The following is a 22,664-nucleotide window of genomic DNA, read 5'->3' on the forward strand; positions in this document are numbered from 1 at the left end:
CCCGGCGGTTTCCCACCGGTCTCAAGATCGGTCAGCCGTTTGGAATGACTCTTCTCGCAGCGCGTCGAGTCTGTCCTGTACGTACTTCATCTGCGCGGTGTGGTGCTGATCTCGGTAGATGGCGAGTGCCTCGCTCCAGGTCCGGCCGGCTTCGGCGTACCGGCCGAGGGCGTGGTACGCGTCGCCGAGGCGGGAGAGAGTTCCGGCCTCGGTGCTGGCATTGCCGCTCTCGCGGCGCAACGTCAGGGCGCGGTGGTAGTAGCCGAGAGCTTGAACGTGATGACCGGTGTTGTGGGCGATATAGCCGAGGCTGTCGAGAGTCGCCGCCTCGCCGAGCCGGTCGCCATGACGGCGGAGCAGGGCAAGCGCCTGCTCGCAATGCCTCTGGGCCTGGGCGAAGTCGGCAAGCATCGCGTGGAACCAGCCCAGGGAATTGAGCACGTTGGCCTCCCCCAGGGCGTCGCCTACCTCCTTGTACAGTCGCAGCGCGTGTTCCAGATGGAACAGCGTCTCCTCATACTCCTTCCGGCTCGCCCAGGCCAGCGCGAGCGTATGGCGAGCAGTAGCCTGGCCGGCGATGTTTCCGGATCGCTCAGACAGAGCCAGAGCTTCGCCCAAATGGGTCAGCGACTCCGCATGGTGCCCCGCTCGGCCGCAGGCGCGACCGAGCAACAGGTTGACCAGGGCGTGGGCGTCCGGATCGTCCAGGTGTTCAACGGCACCCAATGCCGTGCGCCATGCCGAAACGCAGTTCGGGAGCAGGTTGTGGGCCAGATGGAACGTGTCGAGCGTCCAGGCCAGTTGCCATGCGGCGAGGTGCAGTCCATGTTCGACGGCCAGCCGCTGAGCAGCGAGCAGGCACGGGTGCTCGGCTCTGAACCAGGCCTGGGCCGCCGCCGCGTCCGCCAACGCGTGCGGAAGGCAACCAGGAGCCGACGTATCCACCTCGATGACGTTCCGGCGCTGAGGGGAGAGCAGACGATCGACCGCGTACGACGTGTGCAGGAAGAAGTCCACCAGGCGGCGCACCGCGGCGGCGCGCGCATCCACGCTCAGGTCGAGGGATGCGCGTTCGATGGCGTACAGGCGGACGAGATCGTGCATCCGGTAACGGCCTTGGACATGCTGATGCAGCAGATGGGCCGTTTCCAGGGCACGCAGCAGAGTGCGGGTGTGAGCGACCGGGTGTCCGGTGAGGTTTGCCGCGGCCTGCAGGCTTATGTCCGGGCCTGGCGCCAGGCCCAGATAGGCGAAGGTCTCGGCTGCCCCAGGGGACAGCACGTGGAAGGAGGAGCCGAAGATCTCTCGCAGGTCGGTGTTGAGTTCGCCGGTCTGCAGAGCGTCCAGCCGGGTGTTCTCTGCCTGCAGTTCTTCCGCCAGCGCGGTGAGGGGAAGGTCGGCGCTGATGGTGGCCCGTGCGGCGACGATGCCCAGGGCGAGCGGCAGCCCGGCGCACGCCTTGATGATGTCGTCCACCGCCTCGCGTTCGGCCGCCAGCCGGTCCTGACCCAGGCGGCGTTTCAGCAGCCGGCCGGCCTGAGCGTTGGAGAGCGGCGCCAGCCGCAGCAAGTGGGCGCCCTCTGCCGCGATCAGACCGGTGAGTACGTTCCGGCTGGTCACCAGGGCGAGGCTGGCCGGTGACGGCGGTAACAGCGGGCGCACCTGATCCGGCTCTCGGGCGTTGTCCAGGAGGATGAGCACCCGCCGACCGGCCAGCAGACTCCGATAGAGCCCGATCTGCTCGTCGAAGGTGGCGGGCATCCGATGGTGGAGCGGCTGGAGGAACCCCAGCAGGATCCGTACCGCCTCCGTCGCCGGCATGGGTGTCGCGGCCGGGCTGAACCCGCGGAGGTCCACGTAGAGCTGGCCGTCGGGGAAGCGGTCGCGCACCCCGTGGGCCCAGTGCACGGCGAGCGAGGTCTTCCCGACCCCGCCCGTGCCGCTGATCACGCATGTCATGGCGGTGGGTGACGGCTCGTCGCCCGGGATCGGGAGAAGCCCGTCCAGGGTGGCCAGTTCGGTCTCCCTGCCGCTGAAGTGCTTGACGTCCGACGGGAGTTGACAGGTCGACGTCCACGGTGCCGGCCCGCGCACCGGCGCGGTGCCGGCCAGGACGGCGGCGTGGAGCTGCTGGAGCTCCTCGCTGGGTTCGATGCCCAGCTCGTCGATGAGCACCGAGCGGGCGTGCCGGAAGACCTCAAGCGCTTTGTCCCGTTGCCCCGCCCGTGAATGCGCGAGCATGAGCAGCCCCCAGGCGCGCTCGTGCAGCGGCTGCTCGGTGACGAAAGGGCGGAGGTCTTCGATCACCTCCGTGGGCCGGCCCAGAGCGAGCTTCGCTTCGGCCCAGTCCAGTCTCGCCGCTGTCAGCCGTTCTTCCACTTCGGTCACGCGGGCCAGCATGGAACCGGCGAGCTTGGTGCCTTCGGCGAGCTTTCCCCGCCACATCGACAGTGCTTTTTCGAACTGGCCGGCGGCAGTGTCGGCATCGCCCTGCTCGGCCCTGTCCCGTGCCAGCCGTATCGCCTCGTCGAATTCCAGGAGATCCACCTCTTCGACGCGCGCCTCGAAGAGGTAACCCGTCTCCTTGGTGAGAAGCCGCGCGCTGGGCGGCAGCGCCTTGCGTAGCTGAGCGACATAGGTCTGCAGGTTGGCGATGGCCGAGGCGGGAGGATCTTCCCAGAGCGCCTCCACGAGCCGTTCCCTGGAAACCGGCGTGTTGACGTTGAGAAGGAGGCTGGCGAGCAGAGCACGCTGCATGCCGGTCAGGTGAACCTGCTGGCCATCGGGCCGGCAAACTCGCACGGGGCCCAAGACGTTGTAAGTGGCATCGGCCAAAGCCCCGCTCCTCGCTTGTGGTGACTCTGTGGCGCACTTGTGGCGTCTGCGCCGATTGTTGCCCACGAGGCGGATGACGGTCGAGAGGGGAGGGACAGGAAGACCGATCATCGTCCGCGCGCCGGACACCGCAAGCCCGTATCCACAGATACGCGACGAATCGCGCGGTCAGTTCAACGAGAGCCGATCGACGTTGGGCCCTCCGTTCGACGTGGTGGCCGTGGCCCGGATCTTGTTCACTCCCTGTGTGAGGTCGGCGGCGACGGTGACGGTCTGCCAGGTGGACCAGTCGCCGGTGCCGTTGAAGTCGCGGGTGGCCGTGGTGCCGTTCACCGCGATGGTCATCGGCCGGTTCGTCGTGGTGCCGTTGGCGAAGCGGAATTCCAGGGTGACCGGGCCGGCCGTGGCGGCGTTCACCGTCCACTCGACGTAGCTGCCCGTCACGTTGTCGTAGTTCACGAACCCTGTGCCGGTGAAGCCCGCATGGTTGGACTCCACCACGCCCTGCGAGATCGTCGCGTCCTCCGCCTGGTAGACGACCGGGCCGCTGCCGGTGGTCTCGGTGACGGGGTTCGACGCGCCGGAGGAGTTGCCCGCGGCGTCGCGGGCCTTGACCGTGAACGTGTACGGCGTGCCGGCCGCCAGGCCCGAGACCGTGGTGGTGGTGCCGGTGACGGTCGTCGCCAGGCTGGTGCCGTTGTAGACGTCGTAGCCGGTGACGCCGACGTTGTCGGTGGAGGCGTCCCAGACCAGCGAGACGCTGGACGATGTCTTGCCGGTGGTGCGCAGGTTGCCGGGCACGGTCGGGCTCTCGGTGTCGGGTGGCCCGGTCGGAACGGTGAGTGTCGTGGTGTTCCACCCGGACACCCGCACGCTCGGGGAACCGGTCAGGTCGGAGGCCCGGTAGGTGGCGGTGAGCGTCTTGGATTCACCTGGCCAGAGGCTGATCGCGTTGTCCGACCACTGGATCGGCAGCACCGGCTTGCCCGCGGCGTCCACCACGTCGGCGTCCAGCATGAAGGCGGGGATCGCGCCGGTGCCGGTGTTCTTGATCGTCACCGTGACGTTGCCCGCGGAGGGCGCGGAGGCAGTGGCGGTGATCGGGGACTGTGCCAGGCCGTTGAGGCCGGTCAGGTTGGCGTAGCGGGAGGTCGGGACGTAGTACCAGTCGTTGTTCGCCCAGTCGATCACGTCGTCCGACGTGGACAGCCAGTAGACGTTGCGGTCGATTTCCTGGCCGTTGCGGAGCAACGTCAGCCGTACCAGATATGTCGTGGAAAGACCGCTGATGGCAGGTATGGTCACCGCGGTGGCCTTGCCCCCGTCGGCGGGGACGCTGACGGTCGACGTGTTGGTGTACTTGGAGGATCCGTCCGTGTTGAACACGTCGGTCTTGACGGTCAGGCCCGAGGCGGCCGAGATGCCGGAGTTGACCACGACGACGGACTTGTTGTCGTAGGAGTACTGCACGTGCAACGGCCTGTTGGCCTCACGGGCGCCCCAGTAGGAGCCGCCCTGGTCCAGGTAGTAGTCGAAGAGTTGCCAGTGGAGCGACGACCAGCCGCTGTTGAGCATCCAGTAGATGACGCCCGTGGACGGGTTGCTCGAGTCGGTGAAGTTACGGCCATAGGCCTCGAACTGCGCTCGGACCGCCTCGTACTGGGCGAGCTGCGCTTTCTTCACGTAGTCCGCCAGCCCGGACGGCACGCCGTACCTGCCTCTGAGGGCGTTGTGGTAGATCGTCAGGTTGTCGAACGTGCTCGACGGCGAGCGGTGGTACTGCGTCGCGCTCGGGTTCTGCCAGAGCGAGTCGATCTGCGCGGAGGTCATCATGCGCTTGAGCGAGTCGAGCGTCGGGATGTCGGGACCTGCGCTGGTCTCGGAATTGAAGCCGAACGCCCCGCCTTCGCGCTTGTTGTACCAGTAGCTCGGCGGCACCCAGTCGTACGGCCCGGGCATCTTCATGCCCGAGTTGCCCAACTGCGGGCTGGACTTGTCGGAGGCCACGGACACGATCGGGAGCTGCCACTCGGCGGCCGTGAGGGCGTCGAGGTAGTTGGTCTCCTTCTGCGCCGATGGCGGGTTGTCCGAGCCGATCAGGAACGAGATCACGCTGGGATGGTTGCGTAACCGTGTGGCTTCCGCCTGCATGGACGCCTTGGCGATCGCGTAGTCGGAGCTGCTGAACGTGCCTTCCCATTTGTCGCAGCACTCCCAGCCGGGCATGGTCAGGATGCCGTACCTGTCGGCCAGGTCGTAGAGCTCATCGGCGTCCAGGTGGCCCTCGACACGGATCGTGTTGAGACCGAGGTCCCGCACGTAGCGGATCTTGTCTTCCAGGTAGCCCAGGTTCTTGCGGAGGAAGACGTCGGGAGACCATCCACCACCTCTGATCAGGATCGGCCTGCCGTTGATCTTGTAGTAGCGGCGCCCGCTGGCGTTCTTGCCCGACTCCACCTTGCGAACACCGAAGCGCTGGGTCAGCGTGTCGCTCTCCACGCCACCGACCGTCGCCGTGAGGTTCAGGTCATAGAGCGGTTGAGCGCCCATCGTGTGCGGCCACCACACCTGCGGGTTGGCCAGCGTCTGGCTGAACGTGATCCTCTTGGTCTGGTTCGCCGCCAGCGCGACGTCCTGGGAGAACTCGAGCGAGCCGATCGTCCCCTTGACCGTGGCGGTCACCGCGCTGCCCGTGCCGTTGCGGACATCGGCCTTGATCGTGAGGTCGGCACGGTCGAGCGCCGGCACCGCCAGGTTCGTGATCACATGCGCGTCGCGGAGCGACACATCGGCGCTGCGCCTGATCAGGACGTCACGGAAGATGCCCATGTTGTCGTCGCGCGGCAGCTGCACCCAGTCGATCCAGCCGATCGTGAGGTGGTTGTCGGGATTGTTCGGGTTCACGCGGAAAGCCACGGAGTTGACGCCCGGGTGCACCAGAGCGGTGACGTCCCGCTCGTGCCTGGTGTAGGCCCCGGCCACCTGGGCGGCGGTGGCGACCTGGGTGCCGTTCACCCACACGTCCGCACTGGAGATCACACCGCTGACGTCGAGAAACGTCCGTAACCCGGACTCGCTGCCCAGAGTGAAGTCGGAGCGGTACCACCATGGCACGTCGAAGTCCGCTGTCGGGATCGACTGCATGTTCGTGGAGTAGAACGGGTCCGGGTAGACGTTGTTCTGCAGCAGCCCGGCCAGGACGGTGGAGCGGGGGCCGACCGGATACCAGCCATTGGCCGCGTAGCCGGGCGTGGAGATCGTGGCGCCGGAGTCCGACACCTTCGCCGAGGACTGGATCTTGTATCCCGTCAGGGCGGTCGTTGCCGGTATGGCCTGCGCTTTCTGGGATGCGGCCAGGGCCGCACCTCCGGCGTTCACCAGCAATGCGCAGGTCGACAGCAGGATGAGGATGAGCCGAGAGCGCGCCACGGGGCCTCCCAGGGCCGATCTATTCGTTAATAAACCTTCTTAACAAATAAGCCGGACCTCGTAAATGCCCAATTTTCCAGACACATCCGACCAGCGGCCGCCCCTTCTGATGTCGAGCATGTGTGCACAGGCACGCGGTTCGTCGCTCAGCCGCGCTCGACGGTGGCGGCGCTCAGCCCCCCTGCACCACCCGGTCGGCGACGTTCTCCCCGACCGGCCCCGCTCCGATGACGACGACGTCGTATGTGTTGCTGTCCATGTCAGTTTCCCTTCGCGGCGCGGCCGAGACGGAAAGCCGAGATGAGGAAGAAGATGCCGCCGGGGATGGCGTAGCCGGCCGCGTTGGTCAGCGTCGGGTTGTCCGCGGAGGCGCCAACGATGAACGACGCACCGGCGAGCACGGAGATGCCGCCGCTGAGGATCATCGGCCACTGGCCGCCCATCTTGCGGCGGGTGACACCCACGATCAGCTGGACCAGCCCGGCCACCACCGCCCAGGCGCCCCACACCCGCAGCACCGCCGGGATACCGGACGCGCAGGCGACGGCCACGCCGATGGTGGTGATCAGGCTGACCGCGATGTTCACGTACAGCAGGGCAGGTGATCCGGTGGTGCGCGACGCGCGGGCGTCGATGATGGCGGCGGCCACGTCGAACAGCGGGTAGAGCACGAGCAGAGTGACCGCGACCGGACCCAGTTTCGAGGCGGTCGTGAACATCGCGAGGGCCCAGACGATGGCGAACGCGAACCGGCCGAAGTACAGCCGCCGAAGCGCGGACGCGGTCCCGGAAATGCCGGGCGAAGCAGCGAGATTGCTCATGGTGATCCTTTCAAGGGGATGAGTGACGAGGAGAACGCTTCAGCGCGTCCACCGGCCGGCCTTCCCGATCAGGGCGACCGGCGATGGCCTGCTCCTGCCTGCTGACCAGGAACCAGGACGGGATGGTGTGCCAAGCCGCAGCCTCGCTCGTTCGGGCGAAGGTGCTACCTCCCCCGCTAGACCGAACGTTCTGTCGCGTCACAGCATGGCAATCTGTGGCACGGACTGTCAAGACCGAACGTTCTACCCTCTAGGATGGTGGCATGTCCAGCCAATCCGAAGGCCGGCCGTCCGAAGCGCGGTCCCGGCTGCTCAACACGGCCACCCGGCTCTTCTACGCGGAGGGCATCCACGCCGTCGGCATCGATCGCATCGTCGCCGAAGCGCCGACGACGCGGGCCACCCTCTACCGGCACTTCCCCGGCAAGGAAGACCTCGTCCTCGCCTACTTGAACGAGGTCGACCGGGCGATGCGCAGCCAGGCGGACGAGGCCATCGCCGCCGGACTACCGGCCGCCGACACCATCCAGGCCCTCAGCAAGTCCATCGCCCAGAGCATCCAGTCCCCCGGCTTCCGGGGATGCGCCTTCCTCAACGCCGCCGCCGAGTATCCCGACCCCAAGTCCCCGGTGCACAAGGCCGTGCTCGCCCACCGCCAATGGTTCCTGGACACCGTCACGGAACTGCTGGCCAAGATCCAGGAGACCGGCGCCGAGCCCGCCGCCCGCCACTTCGTGATGATGCGCGACGGCGCCATGGCCGCCGGCTGCCTGTTCGACCCGGCGCTGATCTGCGAGACGTTTCTGCGCGGAGTCGAGAGGCTGCTGAAGGTTTATGCCGCCACCGACTACAGCGGACCGGCGGGAGCCTGAAACCGCAGGCCTCCACTCAGGAAGAAGCGGCCGAGCCCTGCCGGGTCCGCGCCTGGCGAGCCCGTCAGCCGGATCCCTGCCAGGAAGACGATCACAACGGTTAGCCGCTACCGATGTCCGGTTTCTGGCGCGGCCAGCGCACCGCGTACTGGAACAACGCGGTCGGGCCGTCGCCGGTGTTCCGCGCGTGCGCCTGCACCTTGCCCGCCGGCTCGGCCTCGGCCGAGGCGAAGTCCTTCAGCCCGCACGCCTTGGCGATCTCCCAGGTGTGTTCCAGCCGCGTCTTGTCCCGCTCGGTGTGGTTGCTTCACGCAGGAGGGGTCCTCGATCCCCAGCGTCACCGGTGAAGCCCATCGAAGCGTCCTCCATACTCTCCGCCGTCATCTGGTCCCCTGCCGATACCGACAATTGGCCCACTTTGCCAGGTTCCCGCCATTGCATCGTCATACGTCTGGGCCATCGGCCCCGCCGGTGCCATGTCGACCCGTTGATCAGAAGGGACGTGCGGGCCAGCGACGTCCCTGGCTCGGCTGACAGAGATCGAGCTACAACATCGTGCCGCACCGGAACCGGCACATCGTCACGCACCTGGACGACCAGGCACCAGAGTCCTTGGCGGCACTCTTACTCTTGTCGTCGACAAGTTGTTGGGCTTCGGGTTCATGACAGTGGAAGCGACAAGTTCGTGGGCGCTGGCTCACTTTTGATGATCTCGGTGACGGAGCGTGACGCCGTCAGATGTAGCGGAGGACTCGAGTTCGAAGAAGGTCGAAGTTGGCTCGGCCGAACATCTGCCTCATCAAGCGATCAGCTCTCGGGGCGGCGAACTAGTTCCGGGCCGACGTTGGAGAAGGCGAGCGCGGCCAGATAGATGCAGGTCGCAGTGTCGAAGGCGTCGCCGTCGAGGCGGCGAACAGCCGTGCCAGGGTGCTGGCGGCCGGTCGCACCGCGCCGGGTAGGTCGGCCCGGGCCCGCAGGTCGGGCAGGGTTGTATCCGGCGACGAACCGGGCGATCTTGGTCAGGGAGGTTGCTCCGCCGAGCACGGCGAGCAGGGATAACGCCAGCAGCGGGCCGAGCCGATAGCGGCGTCCCCAATGGCTGCGCGGGTCAGGAACCGCGTCCAGGACCTCGGCCAGGGTGGTCAGATCGAGCAGGTCGGCGGGCAGGCTGGCGTCGGTGACGTGCTCCAGTTGGCGGGCGAGCACGTCGATCCGGGATGATAGCACGCGAACGCGGCCCCCGTTATTGATCGACTGGCGTAGACAACCAACGATCATCAGGGGTCGCGTTTGTCATGTGTACTCCGGAGTGCCCTCAACCACCTGCCTCATCGAGCCAGCGTGCATCCCATCAACCGAGAACGCTTCGGCCCTGCTGTCATACCGCAGCGCGGAAACGTTCGTAGCGCTCCTCGAGAAGTTCGGGATCCGGGTGATCAGCGCGCCGCCGAGGAAGCTTGAGCTTTAGGTTCTGCATCTCCTGAATCCCGTGCTTCAACATCGGTCCATCGATCTCCTTGAGGATGTCGGCACGTACCTCGATGACGTAGTCAGGCCGGACGCCGAGGATGTTCTCGTCGTACGCCGCGTGGTGGATCTTGCAGAGGGAAACGCCGTTGGACACAGCAGGGACACCATGGGCCTCGCGGTCAGGAATGATGTGGGCGGCATCGAGGAGCGACCGATGCCGTAGGTGACACATGGCGCAGACACTCTCGTACGCCTGAATCACTCGTTGCCGAAACACCGGTTGGTGCAGCCGCTGCTTGGTAATCCTCTGGGAATAGCGGCGTTCGATTTCGCTCGTCACGCCATCGACTGACAGATGCCGTTGAGCCTCATCCAGTGCAACCGCAACCTGGGACTGCTCGGTCTCGACTGCAACGATCCAGACGGGGAAGAAGGGCAGGTACAGGCTCTGCTTGATGCCGAAGAACCACATCAGCGGAACTCTTTGCTCGAAGGCGACCCGGAGCCCCATGTTGGTGTAATGCTGTGGGTTGCCCTGGAACTTGTACCGCAGCAGGCCGTCATCACTCACGGAATCCTCGTATGGCGCGCGTGCATCCTCGGAGGTGTAGGTCGTCAGGATCGACAGTGCAGCGGTCATGCCTTGGGGCTTCCTGATGCCCAATCGGTTGTCGATCAACGGGAACGTTCGCCCCTCAATCTGGAAGCTGAGCAGTTCATCACGCCAGACAACAGGGTTTTCGGGCGTGCACCGTTGACGGAGCCACGTCATAGCTGCCGCCCGCACTCGGCTGCCGAGGTCGTCTCCAAGAGGCACGATCACAGCATGTCTTTCTACACCTATGGTCGCCGTACTCGCTAGGGCTCGAAGGCAAGCGTTACAAGACGGAATGTTTCGGTGGCCAAAATCCCGATGTGCCCGAATCTGCGCGGGACGCTGCAAGTCTACCTATTGCGAGGATAGAGATTTACATGATGTTCACGATGATAGCGCAGATAGATTTTCTTGACGTCATGCTTTACAGTCAACCCGCCAAGCGGCTCGTCATCAATCTGGCTGATGACTTGAAAATTATCATCGACAACAATGGCGCCATATTTAAATAGATCACGGTGATTTGAGCATAGACACAGCATGTTATCGAGAGTGTCGGGGCCTTCGTGAGGCAGCCCCAATCCCTTGACGTGGACAGTATATGCAAGACGCAGTCCGCCTGGCGCTTCCAAGACAACATCGCAGACTTGACAAGAGTAGCCATAAAGCTGTTTTAGCTTATCAGACAGCGCTATGTCTGCATAAACGTCCGCCGAAATTCTCTCCCAGCGGCCAAGGTCTGGCTGATGGATAGCTGTACCACTTGGCCCATCTACGTGATCAGAGCTCTTTTCTAGGCGAAACTGCAGAACAATAGGACCGTCGATACTTCGCTTCGTCCAATAGTCGGTTACCTTGAATAGGCCATCATATCTATAGCCGTAGTCTGGAGAGTGTTCCGGATTGCCAGCCGCACCTCGCACAACGCGAACGGGAAGCCCTGTTATGATATTCTGAATTAAAGCGGCATTACCAGAATGCTTCGGGGATTGATCTGTAATCTGTTTGCCGCTATTTGGATCACGTCCACCGTGACCTGTATAGATAATCACACTCCCATAGTCACGGTCATCCTTATACCCGCCTGAGACTACGATGGACTCAGCGCCACCACGTTCCGCAGTGCCGCATATGCCCGCCTGTAGCGGCCGATGAATTCCAGCATCATGCAACTCACGACGGCTTCCGAACAGAGGAAGTGATTTTGTGCTTTTAACAGGTCCGTAGTGCGATTTAATCGGCTTATTATATCCCTTATTGTAGAAGATCGGAAGATCGGCCCCGAAATCCCTTTCACGATTTTGGGGAATGGGTAAACCTTTTTCTCTTAACACCGTCCGCGCATGCTTAAAAAGCATATCTACGGTGAGGAATTCCGGCTTGCCGGGGTCACCGTTGCGGATCAAGTCAATCAATTCGCCACTAAATGCGCTGAACTCCCCGGCTACTACAGCATTCTTCATTGAGGCAGCCATTACGTAAGCCCCGCTTGTTGCAGCACTGTCTGCCATGACCCCGGTGTCATCTTCGCTGCTCATAACATCGAGAGCGCGACCGCTATGGCAACAGTCAAGAATGACAATTTTATGCCGAGCTTGGCTATCGAGCAGCTCATTTCTTAAGTGCTCATATCGCACTGCGGTGTACAAACGGTTCTTATCTGAACCAGGCAGCGTCAAGTATAGTTCGCTCGCCGTCGAATCAAACAAACCATGCCCGGCGAAATACACCAGTAGCGTATCTTTCGCTGCGGCGACGGCCTCGCGAACTGGATCAAGCATTTCGACTGGCGATTGCGGGTTCGATATAACTGCGCAGTTCTCTGGAGGAAGTCCCCAGAGCGTCTCATCGTGAAGCACCTCTTGTAGTGCTTGGAGATTATTCTCAACGGCCGGCAGCTCGTGCATACACCGATATTTGCTTGTGCCGATGAGAACTGCGCGCGACTTAGTTACGCTAGGCGGCGTCAATCGTGAGACCCCATGGCGTTCAGAATTTTCACAACTTCCTCCATATTGGCCCCAGACACCTCCACTCGCATCTCCCCACGCTCAATTGTTACCGTCGGCCGACGTCGTCGCGTTGCCATCCATCCAAGGACAACGTCGGCCAGGGTGGGGAGTTGGAGGCTGCTGGTAATTATCAAGCTGATGAGGTCAAGCGTGTCGCCCATCTCGTTAGGATTTAGCTCTTTCGAGAGCAGACGGATTTCTGCATGTTGCCGAATATTTGGCTCATTGCGCAACCAGTCGTATAACGACCGCAATTCCTGCTCGGCGTATTCTCCATCGATCCGGATGTTGATGCTCAAAGGTCGCTCCCGTCCACGTGTTCCTCCTGATCACGTACAACGCAACCAGAGTACAGGAGCAATCTTCCTAGATGACTCTAAAGCGAGGAAATCCGACCAATGCCCGTCCATCGCAATCAAATTAGTGCGATATGGGCACGATAGAACAGAGGTGGGCGTTTGTGGTCGCTTCGAACTTAGCCGCTGGATTCCCGGTCCTCGGAGGTCTTGATGTCGTTGAGTGGGCTGACGAAGGTGCCCTTGCCCAGGACCGAATAGAGTGTGCCGTCCGCGAGCAGGGCGTTCAGCGCCCTGCGGGCTGTCCCCTTGGACACGCCCAACTCGACTGCCAACCGCGGCTCACCGGGGACAGGCATGCCTGGTTGGTACACCCCTTCGGCGATTCTGCGCCGGATCTCGTTTGCCACGGCTTGCCAGCGCAGCTCATCGGGCTTGAATTCCATGTAGGTAACGGTAGGAACCCATAGGTTCCCATTCCTTCCCCAGGGTACCTAGGGGTACCCCTAGGCATGACTAGGAGGGTCGGAGTAGCCTGCGAGTATGCAAGAGACATCCGGCTATGGCCTTGACGCATTGCGCGCCGCGTTCCCTGCCTGGTCGTTCTTCCGCAGCGATGCAGGCGTGTTCTACGCAACCCGCCGCGGCGTCCGGCTCCGTAACGTCGACATCGACAAGGGCCTGCGACAGACGGTGAGCGCGGAAGACGTGACGACGTTCGTGTCTCTGCTTGAAGACCAGACCCGGATGATGGTGAGGTCGTGAGGCGTCCACCGTCGCACTTCGCCTATCACGGCCTGCACGTCGCAGCCGCGCACGCACAGGCCGTACAGGTGAACTGGGCCCGGAGCCTGCCGCGCAGCGATCGGTTGCGGATCCGCGAGCACACCTGCGCATGCACGTTCCCGATGTTCGAGCTGTGCACAGCAGCCGGACTGTGGTTCGTCCGGCGCCTCACCAACGAAGCTCCCGAGGTCATCGTGGAGAGTGCCTGGATGTCCGCCCGCGCTGCTCGGGACCTGTGGTTGCAGATCGTGACCGGTCAGGCGTGGTGATGTCGACCGCCGTACGGATGGCGTTGATGGGGAGATCATCGCCGACCAGCAGTTCCATGACAAAGGACCGACGCTCCGCATGACCGTCGGCGTCGAATGCCTTGATGATTGCCGACATTGGACCGTGACATCGATCTTGGCTGCAGGAGGAAGCAACAGGTGATAAAGATCTTCACAGTGACCATTGCGGGTCCTGAACGGTTCGACGGAGAGGCCCCCTACACGTGGGTTGTGGAGGCGCCTGATGTGACGAGTGCCATGAATAAAGCCGTGGCATACCACGCGCTTTCGCAGGATGAGCAAGTGTGCGACCTAGAAATTGATCCTCTTCACACGTTCGAAGGCCTTCCACCTGAGAACTGCGGATATCACTGGAACGACCTACGGTCTGCTGCCCTCGAAGCGGAGGGCGCCAATGGGTGCCCCTGAGCGCGTGTTGCGCGGGACCCGTCCACCGACCTGCCGCCCTTCATGTGGAATCAGGGGTCGGGTCGTCAAGGTCGTCGGCTGTTCCGTCGATCGCCCGGCCGCATCCAGCTGGTAGGTGGGCGACCATGATCGCCACAGCCTCGGCTGCGGTTTCGGCTTCTGTGATGTGGCCAGTCCCATAGGGCGAGTTGAGATCCTGGTCGATGAGCTGGCCGTTTCGAGCGCCGGAGGATCTCCCATTTGACCGGGGTAGGGTTGCCGCGTTCGAAGGCCTCTTGGAGTTCGCCGTAGCGCACGAAGGGCCATGCCTCGCGCAATGCCGCGAGACTGCTGCCGGTCTGCCAGGCGCCGGTCGCGCCTGCTGCGGCGGCCAGGTCAGTGGTCTTGCCGTTGGCCATCATGACGCCTCGTTCCCAGAATTCCATGAGGAACAAGCGTCAACCTGGATGACTACGGCGACCGCCGCCCCGGCCCCCGTGACGGTTCCCACGACCGCGAAGGGGGATTCTTCGGCTCTCCAGTTCCTAACGTACTCGCGCAGGCCTCTGGCGAAGAGGGTGGCGAACGCGCAGGGGCATTGCAGTGAGTGCCGATCAAGCTCGGAATGCCCGAATGGCGAGCGCGGCGAAGCGGCGGGAGGCAGCAACCCGGGCGTTTGTCGATGTGGCGTGCAGGCCGCCGTTGGCCATCAGCATGAGGATGAGGTCGTCCAGGACGAAGTCGGGCCGCAGGTGGCCGGTGTCCTTGGCACGGCGCGCGAGCTCGGCGAGCGAAGTGAGCGCGTGTTCGCGCCCCGCGGCGAGATCAATGGCGTGGGGGAAGGCCGAGGTGAACGCCGTGGTGAAGCCTCGGTTTCGTGCGTGCAGCTCACAGAGCTTCTCGATCACGAGGCACAAGCCGTGCCACGGATCCGGGTCGGCGAGCCCCTCCTCGACAATGGCGTGGCATGCATGCATCTGCTCTGTGAAGGCCTCAGTGGCCAGCGCCTGCTTGGTGGGGAAGCGGCGGTACAGGGTGGCAGGGCCGACCCCGGCGCGCCGGGCTATCTCGCGCATCGGCACGTCCAGGCCTTGTGCGGCGAACACTGCCCGAGCCGCGTCGAGGATGCGCTCGCGGTTGTCCAGCGCGTCCGAACGCAGCGTCTGAGGCAAACGGTCGATCACTCTCTCACTTTAGCTAAACGGACGCCGGCGTCCGCTAGCGTCCCAAGCAACCAGGGGTCGGCGGAGGGACAACAGTGAAGGCAGTCGCGATCAAGGAGTTCGGGGGTCCCGAGGGGCTGGCAGTCATCGACATCCCTGGCCCGGCTCCCGCTCAGGGACAGGTGTTGATCGCCAGTGAGGCGATCGGCGTCGGAGGCGTCGACGTCATGATCCGAAGCGGTGCTCTCGCTGCCTACGGCTTCCGGGAGGGCCATGTCCCAGGCGGCGAGGTGGCGGGGACGGTGACCGCGGTGGGCGATGGCGTCGACCCCGCATGGGTCGGGCAGCGCGTGTGGGCGTTCACCGGTACAGGCGGCGGCTACGTCGAGCAAGCGATTGCGCCGATCGGAGAGGTCTTGCCCCTCCCGGCGAGCCTTTCCGCCGTCGACGCCGTGACGCTCGGGAGCTCCGGGGTCGTGGCCCACTTCGGTCTCTCCCACGCTCACTTCTCTTCGGGCGAGACCGTGCTGGTGCGCGGCGCGGCCGGCGGCATCGGGATCATGACGGTCCAGCTCGCGGCGCGCGGTGGTGCCAGCGCCGTGGCAGCCACCACCTCCTCCCCTGAGCGTGGCCGTCGACTGCGCGACCTCGGTGTGACCCACGTGCTGGACCGCTCCGGGCAAGGAGGGCCGGACGATCCCCCGGGCTACGACGTCATCATCGACGTCGTAGCAGGTGAAGACATGCCTTCGTTCTTCGACAGGCTCAACCCTAATGGTCGACTCGTGGTTGTCGGCGCGGTCGGGGGCCATCCGCCGGCAGACTTCGGCACGAGGTTGATGGCCGCATTCCAGAGGTCGATGTCCTTCGCCACCCTCAGCGCCGCGACGGTAGCGGAGCCCGCTCGACGTGCCGTGCGGATGGAGCAGTTCGCTGCCGCGGGTCGTGGCGAGCTCCAGACGGTGGTGCACGAGGTGCTGCCGCTGGAGCACGCCGTACTGGCACACCAGAAGATGGACGCAGGAGAGGTCTTCGGGAGGATCGTGCTGACCCCGTAGTCACCTACCACGACAGCACGGCGCCCCCGGGTCTGTCGTCCAAGCGCACTCATCTGCTGCTTGCCGTGCGCTCGGTCCGAGTTCGGCGACCATGCGGTCGCGGCATGACAGTGCACGGAACCGGTTGTCCTTGCTCCGCCCGTCCGGGCCGCCGCGCTCCCTCCGGCCGAGCTGGGCCGTACTCCCGTGCCTCACCGCCCGGGCCGGGACGGGACCCCGGTCGGATGTGCCCGGGACAGGTCCCAGTGGACCGTTCTGCCACGCGGCCGGATCCCGGCCGGTCACGAACGGAGCCTCCGATGACATCGCTCGACAGTCCCGTCCGCACCACGTCTCCCGCCGCCTCCTGGAGCGGCCCGGCCCGTGTCGCCGGCGCGCTCACCCTGACCCTGTCCGGCCTGCTGTGGGCCATCGCGGACGTCATCGAACCCGATCTGAACGGCGCAGCCTCGCTGACCTGGACCGCCGCCCACCCCGGCCCCGCCGGGATCGCCATCACGGCCGACATGCTCGCCACGCCCAGCCTCCTCGGCGCCACCGCCGTCTGGCTGCTGCTGTCCCGGCGCCGATCCCCGCGGCTCGCCTGGGCCGGGGCCGTGCTGCTGGTCCTCGGGCTCACCGGGCAGGCCGTGATCAGCGGAGTCGGGCTGGTCGGCTACATGGTCGCCAGAAGCGGGAAGATCGACCCCGGGGTATTCTCTGCGGTGGTGGGCGACGCCCCCGACCCCTCGCTGCCGGGAACGGTCTTCATGGCGATGTTCTTCGTCGGGGCCTTCGTCGGTATCGTCGTGATGATGGTGGCCGTCTGGCGCTCCCGCGCCCTCCCCCGGGCGGCCGCGGCATTGCTGGTCGCCTTCCAGTTGACCGAGCTGGTGAGCCCGCCGTTCCCGAGCACGCTGATCGCGACCGCCGGGCTGGTCTGGATGGCCGTGGCGTTGCTGCGCACGCCCGTGGCGGAGAGCCTCGACGGCCGCAGCGGCGTGATGGAGCGGCGATGACCTTTACCGGCCCGGCGACGGTGGCCGTGCCCGCGGACAACGGCCGCCGGGCCGCCCGGTCCACGGCGGCCGTCGCCCTCGGCGTTGCCGCCGTGGTCGAGGTTTTGCTGTGGGCCGTCCTCGCGCGGGTGAACGGGCAGGCCCCGGCCCGGCTGGTCGGCCAGAACGAGGTGACCGGGGCCGCCGTGGCCGTGTCCTTCGGCATCGTGGGGGCGGTGATCGTGCGGAGCCGGCCGAACCACGCGCTCGGCTGGATCTTCGTCGCGGAGGGCCAGTTCCAGGGGTTGTGCGTGCTCGGCGCGCAGTACGCGCAGCGGACGCCGCCGCTGCCGCTGGCGGGCTTGGCCGCGTTCCTGGGGGCCTACGTGTGGTTCCCCGGGATGCTGCTCGCGGCCGCGTTCATCATCCCGCTGTTCCCCGACGGCAGGGCCGCCTCGCCGAGGTGGCGTCCCCTGCTGTGGGTGGGAGGCGCCGCCGTTACGTGCGGCACGGTAGCCGTCTTCCTGTCCGGCGCGCCGATGCGGGACGAGTTCCCCCGGTGGACCGATCCGTTCGCCCTGCCGCCTGGGGCCGACGCGACGCTGATGGCGGTGGCGGGGGCGTCACTCGCCGTGGCGGTCGCCTGCGGTCTGGCGGGCGCGGCGGGGCTGGTGCTGCGCCTGCGACGGGCTGAGGGGCCCGAGCGGCGGCGCATCGGCTGGTTCTTCGTCCCGTTCCTCGTCGGGCTGCTTGCCCAGCTGCCGCCGGACGACACCGGGTTGCTTCCCGCCGCGGCGTGGGGATTCTTCCCCGTTGCGCTGGGCGTGGCGACGGTCCGCCACGGGCTGTTCGGGGCCGACCGTCTGCTCAGCCGCACTCTCGTCTATGTCGCCCTGACCGTCCTGGTCGCGGGGGTGTTCGGGCTGTTCGTCGGTCTGGCCTCGAACGTCCTCGGCGGTCAGGGCACCGGCGCCGTGGCCGCCGCCGTGGTGATCGCTCTCGGCTTGTCGCCCGCCCAGGCGCTGGTCCAGCGGGCGATCGACCGCCTCCTGTACGGGGGCAGCCGCGACCCCTACACCGTCATCACGGATCTGGGACGCCAGCTGTCGGCTGCGATCGCCCCCGACGAGGTCTTGGCGATCATCGTGCGGACGGTGGCTGTCGGCCTGCGCCTGCCGTACGCCGAGGTGACCCTCGAGGGGGAGCACCTTCCCGCCTCCCTGTACGGCGAGCCGTCCGCCGGCCTCGTCCACCTGCGGCTCCGGCACGCGGGGCAGGACGTGGGACGGCTGACGATCGGGCTCCGTGAGGGGCAGCGCCGGCTCGACCCGGCCGACGAGCGTCTCCTGCACGACTTCGCCCGGCACGCGGGCGCCGCCGCCGACGGCGTCCGGCTCACCCGTGACCTGCGGCGCTCCCGGGACCGGGTGCTGGCGGCCCGCGAGGAGGAAAGGCACCGCATCCGCAGGGACCTGCACGACGGGCTCGGCCCGACGCTGGCCGGGGTCGCACTCGGCCTGGGCGCGGCACGGAGGGCGGTCGGCGAGTCCGGCCCCGCCGAGCTGCTCGGACGTCTGGAGTCCGAGGTCGTCGGCGGCCTGGACGAGGTGCGCCGCATGGTCGCCGATCTGCGTCCGGCGGGGCTCGCGGACCTCGGCCTCGTCGCGGCCGTGCGGCGGCACGCGGACACGCTGTCGGCCCGGACGGGCGGTGCTCTGTCGATCACGGTCACGGCCCCGGAGGACCTGCCGTCGCTCGTCTCCGCGGTCGAGGTCGCGGCCTACCGCATCGTGCTGGAGGCGCTGACCAACGTGGCCCGGCACGCGCATGCCCAGGTGTGTGACATCGACGTGTCCACCGGTCCCGGCGTGCTCCGGCTGAGCGTACGGGACGACGGCGTGGGCATCGAGCGGAGCGGGCCGGGCCGGGGGATCGGGCTGCGGTCGATGGCGGAACGGGCGGCCGAGCTCGGTGGAACGTGCGAGATCGGCCCCGCCGACGGCGGGGGCACACTGGTCCTCGCGACGCTGAGGCTGGAGGGATGAGGTGGCCACCGAGGAGCCGATCAGGGTGCTCATCGCCGATGACCACCCGATGTTCCGGTACGGCCTGCGCGCGGCGCTCGCCGACGTGGACGGGCTGGTCGTCGCCGGTGAGGCGGCGGACGGCCGGGCCGCCGTCGAACTCGCCGCCGACCTGGGCGTGAATGTGGTGCTGATGGACCTCGACATGCCGGGCACGAACGGCATCGAGGCGATCGGCGAGCTGCGGAGGCGGCTGCCCGAGGTGGCGGTCCTGGTGCTCACGATGTTCGACAACGACGAGTCGCTTTTCACGGCGATGCGGGCGGGGGCGCGCGGCTACCTCGTGAAGGGCGCCGAGCAGGAGCAGATCGTCCGCGCGGTCAGGGCCGTCGTCCTGGGAGAGGTGATCTTTGGAAGCGGCATCGCCGAGCGCGCCCTCGCCTACTTCGCCGCCGCCCCCGCCGGAGGCCGCGCCGCCCGGCCCCTGCCCGAGCTCACCGACCGCGAGATCGAAGTGCTGCGGCTGGTCGCCGACGGGCTCAACAACAGCGAGATCGCCCGCCGCCTCTTCCTGAGCGAGAAGACGGTGCGCAACCACGTATCCAGCATCTTCGCGAAGTTACGGGTCGACGACCGAGCGCAGGCCATCGTACGGGCCCGGCGCGTGGGATTCGGCACCCCGGAACCCGGCGGCCCGGGGACGGTGTGAACTGGATCACCGCTCCCCGCCGGAGTGCGGGCCGTTCAGCAGTCCACGAGTTCGGGCTTCTGGTTCAGGATCTAGGCCCGGCGCCTCACGCCAGTCCCATAGGGCGAGCCCGTCTGTGATCGGTCGTTTCTCCCCGTTCCCCTGCTCATGGGCCCATTCGCGCATGGTGCCCGTTCAAGTCCCGCGGAAGAAACAACATCAGCGCCGGCATAGAGAACCCCACCCTGGCCACGAACGATGGCTGCGTGGACGCGGCCCGTCTGCCACCGTGTGCTACAGCAAGACCCGGCCCCTCATCAGGCCCGGGAACCCGCCGGAGCTGCGCAAAGACAGGGAAAGGCAGGAGTACGTGAACCTAGAGGCACAGATCTTCGAGCTACTGTTGCACCTCCGCACGCTCAAAGCCGGCCAGTGCCCCAACCACGACAACGCCACCACCGCGACAGGCATGGCCGAGGCGAAGACTGACATCGACGACATCTGGACCGAGATACGACAAGGCCTCGCCATTCTCGGTGTCGAGGCGGCAGGCCGTCGAGACGGCATGTGAACGAGTGCTCCACATCCAACCGGCCACGATGCTGCAAAGATCCCGTTCCCGGCAAAGCACAATGAGCCACTCCCGCTCCAATCCCCATCCCTCACCGAACCCCACATAAGACTCGGCCTGAGCCCTCGCTCTGCAACCGAAGGCTCAGGCCGATCCCAACGCTTTTGAAACACGCTCCGGGCCGGGCCGCGGGACGGCTGACGCCCGTGCGTGCGAACGCCCAACCGAAGAGCTGAAAGGTCCTCCGCAAGCTACGCTGCAGTCCTTCCAAGGCCGGCTACCTGTGCAAGGCCATCGCCGTCCTTGAGAATCTCCGGGTCGCCCAGGCCGCCTGAGGATGAAGAGCTTCAGCGCCCGTGCCGCAGGTAGAGCCGATCCCCGCTGGACGTCACCCAACGCAATCAGATAGTCACGATCGCTGTAGGCCACGCGAGGGCAGCCACCCACTCGGGTCAGGACGGTACGAGGAGGGCAGACCGCCGGTTTCGCAAGCGGGCCGATCTCATGATTTCCGTGATCGTTCAAGTGATGATCACCTTATGGCGATCTTCGATCACCGTGCGAGTAGTACCGTGCCACGCACTTTCCTAGCTGGAGATAGGGGACTCATGAAGCTAACGAAGCGGCTCACCGCCGCGGCTGTCGCCACCGCGACCCTCGCTGCCGTCTCGACCCCCGCCGATGCCGCGGGCTACACGCCGGAGGGCGTCTGCGGCAGCGGCTACAAGGTCGTGAGATACGTGACCATGACCTATGCCAGGACTTACCTGCTCTACAACAGCGGCAACGCCTACGCATGTGTCGTGACCCTGCACACCGGTTCGGCCTATGGCAAAGCCGCGTCGACCAAGGCGTGGCTCAAGCAGTGGAACTCTGGAGACCAGAAGACGGACTCGGGAAGCTACGCGTACTACGCCGGCCCGATCCGCATGCACGTAGGTTCTTCTGGTGACTGCCTGTTCTCCGGCGGCATCACCTACGGCGGCAAGACGGACAGCGGGGGCTTCACCGACACCCACAAGCCCCTCAGGTGCAGCACCGGCAATTACGACGTGTGACCGCCTGCGGCACCGATAGCCAGGTTGGAGGAGGATCGGTACGGATCTTGGCAGCAAGGTCCGTCCGCCGATGGAAGTCGAGTCATCTATCTGCCTGAGTGAGCTAGTGCGACAGCGCACTCATCGCTGTTCAGCCGCGTTTGCGCCGAAGCCGTTCTGGCTGATCAGCGCTTCCCTTGCTGAGGCGGGCGTTGATCTGGCCGGCTTCGTCCGCTGTGATCACGCCGTGCCGCAGTTCCACGCCCAACGCCTTGGCCAACTCTCCCTGATGCACATCCACGAGGCTCTCCACCAGGGTCGCGTACGCGTGCGCGTACCGGCGGGCGAGCCTCCAGCCCCCGAACGCCAGGCCGACCCCGACCAGCAACCCGGGCCACCAAGCGCAGCCGAGCAGCGCGTACAGCAGTCCCCAGCTCACAGTGATCGCCGCGTTGTCCAGACCCGCACGGGCGTTCTGCACAGGCAGACGCTTGTGATCCTCAAGGATCGACCACAGCCGGGGCCAGATCAGGGCCACCCGCAGCCCGTGGTACTCGGCCTGCACCCGTTGGTCCAGCAACGCCAGGCGGCGGCCCGGCCAGGTGAGCCTGCGCCCCCGAAGCTCCAGCAGCCATAGCCGCTCCACCACTCCGACCAGGAGCCGGGCGAGGCCCGCGGCGGCGAGGGCGGCCATGATGATGACGGCCGCCAGGACCGCCACGGTGACCGGGTCGGCGCCGACCCGGTTCACGTGAGAGCGGGTCCGCTGAATGAGCATGGTGAGGTCCAGCGCGTGCGCGTGGCCCAGGAGGGCGGCGCACCACAGGGCGGCCACGAAGGAGAGGCCGAGCAGCCATGCCGGGGTCAGCCAGCGTTCCGTGGCCTTCTTGCCGAACTCGGTGAACAGGGCGTCGATCACGGCGGTCACTGCTCGACGAAGCGCATGGGCCGGCCGCGCAGCGGGCACACGGGGGGCCGGTTTCTGGCGTCCCGATCCGCGCGCCGGGAGCACCAGCCGTCCGGGCAGGTGTAGTCACCACGTAACGCAGAGGAACCGACGCCGAAAAGCAAGTATGGCTGGTGGTCGCCACGCTGGTTCGCCTGCCCGGCCGACGAGCCGGGATCGAGGAGCGCCAGCACGTCGAGGGCGGTGCCACCCTCGTCCAGCACGGCCAGCGCGTCCTCCAGGAACGCGGTCCAGCCGCCTTCCTCGGCGCCCTGCCGTAAGGAGGGCAGCTCGGTACAGAGCCAGGCCCGCGCCTCGGCCTCGGTCATGGTCACCATCCGTTCCCCGAGTCGGCCGACTACGGGACGGCCGGTATTCGTCGAGCACAGATCGTACTCTGGAGTGAC

The 22,664-nt window shown here is 66.0% G+C and carries 23 protein-coding genes; 11 read left to right on the top strand and 12 right to left on the bottom strand.

The genetic code is table 11. The features are described from left to right. Positions 1-21 precede the first annotated feature (21 nt). The 3 genes from ACQPWU_RS55070 to ACQPWU_RS55080 all read right to left on the bottom strand — a co-directional run bounded on the left by ACQPWU_RS55070 (position 22) and on the right by ACQPWU_RS55080 (position 7,085). Positions 22-2,964: an AfsR/SARP family transcriptional regulator gene (locus ACQPWU_RS55070; protein ID WP_433435089.1), complete on the bottom strand. Its 2,943-nt coding sequence runs from the start codon at positions 2,962-2,964 to the stop codon at positions 22-24. Positions 2,965-3,003: 39 nt separating this feature from the next. After that, on the bottom strand, positions 3,004-6,264 hold the full coding sequence (locus ACQPWU_RS55075; protein WP_433435090.1) for a glycosyl hydrolase 2 galactose-binding domain-containing protein: 3,261 nt from the start codon (positions 6,262-6,264) through the stop codon (positions 3,004-3,006). A 260-nt stretch (positions 6,265-6,524) separates the two neighbouring features. Then, positions 6,525-7,085: a hypothetical protein gene (locus ACQPWU_RS55080; RefSeq protein ID WP_433435091.1), complete on the bottom strand. Its 561-nt coding sequence runs from the start codon at positions 7,083-7,085 to the stop codon at positions 6,525-6,527. A gap of 263 nt (positions 7,086-7,348) precedes the next feature. Here ACQPWU_RS55080 and ACQPWU_RS55085 point away from each other — a divergent pair, with 263 nt between their 5' ends. Together ACQPWU_RS55085 and ACQPWU_RS55090 are read left to right on the top strand one after the other, a co-directional pair. Continuing rightward, entirely contained in the window at positions 7,349-7,957 is a 609-nt protein-coding gene (locus ACQPWU_RS55085; protein WP_433435092.1) for a TetR/AcrR family transcriptional regulator, read from the top strand. A 113-nt stretch (positions 7,958-8,070) separates the two neighbouring features. Next, positions 8,071-8,304, top strand: a complete 234-nt coding sequence (locus ACQPWU_RS55090; protein WP_433435093.1) for a hypothetical protein — start codon at positions 8,071-8,073, stop codon at positions 8,302-8,304. A gap of 460 nt (positions 8,305-8,764) precedes the next feature. Here the strand turns inward: ACQPWU_RS55090 and ACQPWU_RS55095 are convergent, their stop codons facing one another. The 5 genes from ACQPWU_RS55095 to ACQPWU_RS55115 all read right to left on the bottom strand — a co-directional run bounded on the left by ACQPWU_RS55095 (position 8,765) and on the right by ACQPWU_RS55115 (position 12,776). Then, the gene (locus tag ACQPWU_RS55095) at positions 8,765-9,184 is read right to left on the bottom strand and encodes a transposase family protein (protein WP_433435094.1); all 420 of its coding nucleotides are present in this window, start codon (positions 9,182-9,184) and stop codon (positions 8,765-8,767) included. A 151-nt stretch (positions 9,185-9,335) separates the two neighbouring features. Further along, complete coding sequence (locus ACQPWU_RS55100) at positions 9,336-10,244, bottom strand: HNH endonuclease (RefSeq protein ID WP_433435095.1); 909 nt, start codon at positions 10,242-10,244, stop codon at positions 9,336-9,338. Between the two features lie 128 nt (positions 10,245-10,372). Further along, a complete protein-coding gene (locus tag ACQPWU_RS55105; protein ID WP_433435096.1) occupies positions 10,373-11,992 on the bottom strand; it encodes a caspase, EACC1-associated type in 1,620 nt (539 codons plus the stop codon). Beyond that, a complete protein-coding gene (locus tag ACQPWU_RS55110; RefSeq protein WP_433435097.1) occupies positions 11,989-12,333 on the bottom strand; it encodes an effector-associated constant component EACC1 in 345 nt (114 codons plus the stop codon). The genes ACQPWU_RS55105 and ACQPWU_RS55110 overlap by 4 nt, the downstream gene beginning before the upstream one ends. A 176-nt stretch (positions 12,334-12,509) precedes the next feature. Beyond that, complete coding sequence (locus ACQPWU_RS55115; RefSeq protein WP_433435098.1) at positions 12,510-12,776, bottom strand: GntR family transcriptional regulator; 267 nt, start codon at positions 12,774-12,776, stop codon at positions 12,510-12,512. A gap of 97 nt (positions 12,777-12,873) precedes the next feature. Between ACQPWU_RS55115 and ACQPWU_RS55120 the strand changes: the two genes are divergently transcribed. The 3 genes from ACQPWU_RS55120 (at position 12,874) to ACQPWU_RS55130 (ending at position 13,814) form a co-directional block, all read left to right on the top strand. Beyond that, complete coding sequence (locus tag ACQPWU_RS55120) at positions 12,874-13,095, top strand: hypothetical protein (protein WP_433435099.1); 222 nt, start codon at positions 12,874-12,876, stop codon at positions 13,093-13,095. Further along, positions 13,092-13,385 carry a hypothetical protein gene (locus tag ACQPWU_RS55125; protein WP_433435100.1) on the top strand — a complete coding sequence of 98 codons (294 nt, stop codon included), beginning with the start codon at positions 13,092-13,094 and terminating at the stop codon, positions 13,383-13,385. Before ACQPWU_RS55120 ends, ACQPWU_RS55125 begins: the two co-directional genes overlap by 4 nt. 117 nt (positions 13,386-13,502) lie before the next feature. After that, complete coding sequence (locus ACQPWU_RS55130; RefSeq protein WP_433435101.1) at positions 13,503-13,814, top strand: hypothetical protein; 312 nt, start codon at positions 13,503-13,505, stop codon at positions 13,812-13,814. A gap of 40 nt (positions 13,815-13,854) precedes the next feature. Here the strand turns inward: ACQPWU_RS55130 and ACQPWU_RS55135 are convergent, their stop codons facing one another. Together ACQPWU_RS55135 and ACQPWU_RS55140 are read right to left on the bottom strand one after the other, a co-directional pair. After that, entirely contained in the window at positions 13,855-14,193 is a 339-nt protein-coding gene (locus tag ACQPWU_RS55135; RefSeq protein WP_433445532.1) for a DUF6193 family natural product biosynthesis protein, read from the bottom strand. Between the two features lie 214 nt (positions 14,194-14,407). After that, complete coding sequence (locus tag ACQPWU_RS55140) at positions 14,408-14,977, bottom strand: TetR/AcrR family transcriptional regulator (protein WP_433435102.1); 570 nt, start codon at positions 14,975-14,977, stop codon at positions 14,408-14,410. Between the two features lie 74 nt (positions 14,978-15,051). Here ACQPWU_RS55140 and ACQPWU_RS55145 point away from each other — a divergent pair, with 74 nt between their 5' ends. The 6 genes from ACQPWU_RS55145 to ACQPWU_RS55170 all read left to right on the top strand — a co-directional run bounded on the left by ACQPWU_RS55145 (position 15,052) and on the right by ACQPWU_RS55170 (position 21,332). Further along, positions 15,052-16,014 carry a zinc-dependent alcohol dehydrogenase family protein gene (locus tag ACQPWU_RS55145; RefSeq protein WP_433435103.1) on the top strand — a complete coding sequence of 321 codons (963 nt, stop codon included), beginning with the start codon at positions 15,052-15,054 and terminating at the stop codon, positions 16,012-16,014. A 299-nt stretch (positions 16,015-16,313) separates the two neighbouring features. Beyond that, complete coding sequence (locus ACQPWU_RS55150) at positions 16,314-17,012, top strand: hypothetical protein (RefSeq protein ID WP_433435104.1); 699 nt, start codon at positions 16,314-16,316, stop codon at positions 17,010-17,012. Beyond that, positions 17,009-19,036, top strand: coding sequence for a histidine kinase (locus ACQPWU_RS55155; RefSeq protein ID WP_433435105.1), 2,028 nt, complete (start codon positions 17,009-17,011; stop codon positions 19,034-19,036). The genes ACQPWU_RS55150 and ACQPWU_RS55155 overlap by 4 nt, the downstream gene beginning before the upstream one ends. Before the next feature lies 1 nt (position 19,037). Continuing rightward, positions 19,038-19,724 carry a response regulator gene (locus tag ACQPWU_RS55160; RefSeq protein ID WP_433435106.1) on the top strand — a complete coding sequence of 229 codons (687 nt, stop codon included), beginning with the start codon at positions 19,038-19,040 and terminating at the stop codon, positions 19,722-19,724. Between the two features lie 268 nt (positions 19,725-19,992). Next, positions 19,993-20,274 carry a hypothetical protein gene (locus tag ACQPWU_RS55165; protein ID WP_433435107.1) on the top strand — a complete coding sequence of 94 codons (282 nt, stop codon included), beginning with the start codon at positions 19,993-19,995 and terminating at the stop codon, positions 20,272-20,274. A gap of 608 nt (positions 20,275-20,882) precedes the next feature. Next, positions 20,883-21,332 carry a spore-associated protein A gene (locus tag ACQPWU_RS55170; RefSeq protein ID WP_433435108.1) on the top strand — a complete coding sequence of 150 codons (450 nt, stop codon included), beginning with the start codon at positions 20,883-20,885 and terminating at the stop codon, positions 21,330-21,332. A 130-nt stretch (positions 21,333-21,462) separates the two neighbouring features. Here ACQPWU_RS55170 and ACQPWU_RS55175 read toward each other — a convergent pair whose 3' ends face one another. Further along, on the bottom strand, positions 21,463-22,239 hold the full coding sequence (locus tag ACQPWU_RS55175) for a hypothetical protein (RefSeq protein WP_433435109.1): 777 nt from the start codon (positions 22,237-22,239) through the stop codon (positions 21,463-21,465). Next, complete coding sequence (locus ACQPWU_RS55180) at positions 22,236-22,586, bottom strand: hypothetical protein (RefSeq protein WP_433435110.1); 351 nt, start codon at positions 22,584-22,586, stop codon at positions 22,236-22,238. The genes ACQPWU_RS55175 and ACQPWU_RS55180 overlap by 4 nt, the downstream gene beginning before the upstream one ends. Positions 22,587-22,664: the final 78 nt, after the last annotated feature.

It is taken from the genome of Nonomuraea sp. CA-141351 (assembly GCF_050944675.1).
Lineage (GTDB): Bacteria > Actinomycetota > Actinomycetes > Streptosporangiales > Streptosporangiaceae > Nonomuraea.

Coding starts and splice junctions, on each gene's coding strand:
- ACQPWU_RS55080 (WP_433435091.1), bottom strand. CDS start 7,085: ATGAGCAATCTCGCTGCTTCGCCCGGCATTTCCGGGACCGCGTCCGCG.
- ACQPWU_RS55085 (WP_433435092.1), top strand. CDS start 7,349: ATGTCCAGCCAATCCGAAGGCCGGCCGTCCGAAGCGCGGTCCCGGCTG.
- ACQPWU_RS55090 (WP_433435093.1), top strand. CDS start 8,071: ATGTCCGGTTTCTGGCGCGGCCAGCGCACCGCGTACTGGAACAACGCG.
- ACQPWU_RS55115 (WP_433435098.1), bottom strand. CDS start 12,776: ATGGAATTCAAGCCCGATGAGCTGCGCTGGCAAGCCGTGGCAAACGAG.
- ACQPWU_RS55120 (WP_433435099.1), top strand. CDS start 12,874: ATGCAAGAGACATCCGGCTATGGCCTTGACGCATTGCGCGCCGCGTTC.
- ACQPWU_RS55150 (WP_433435104.1), top strand. CDS start 16,314: ATGACATCGCTCGACAGTCCCGTCCGCACCACGTCTCCCGCCGCCTCC.
- ACQPWU_RS55155 (WP_433435105.1), top strand. CDS start 17,009: ATGACCTTTACCGGCCCGGCGACGGTGGCCGTGCCCGCGGACAACGGC.
- ACQPWU_RS55170 (WP_433435108.1), top strand. CDS start 20,883: ATGAAGCTAACGAAGCGGCTCACCGCCGCGGCTGTCGCCACCGCGACC.
- ACQPWU_RS55180 (WP_433435110.1), bottom strand. CDS start 22,586: ATGACCGAGGCCGAGGCGCGGGCCTGGCTCTGTACCGAGCTGCCCTCC.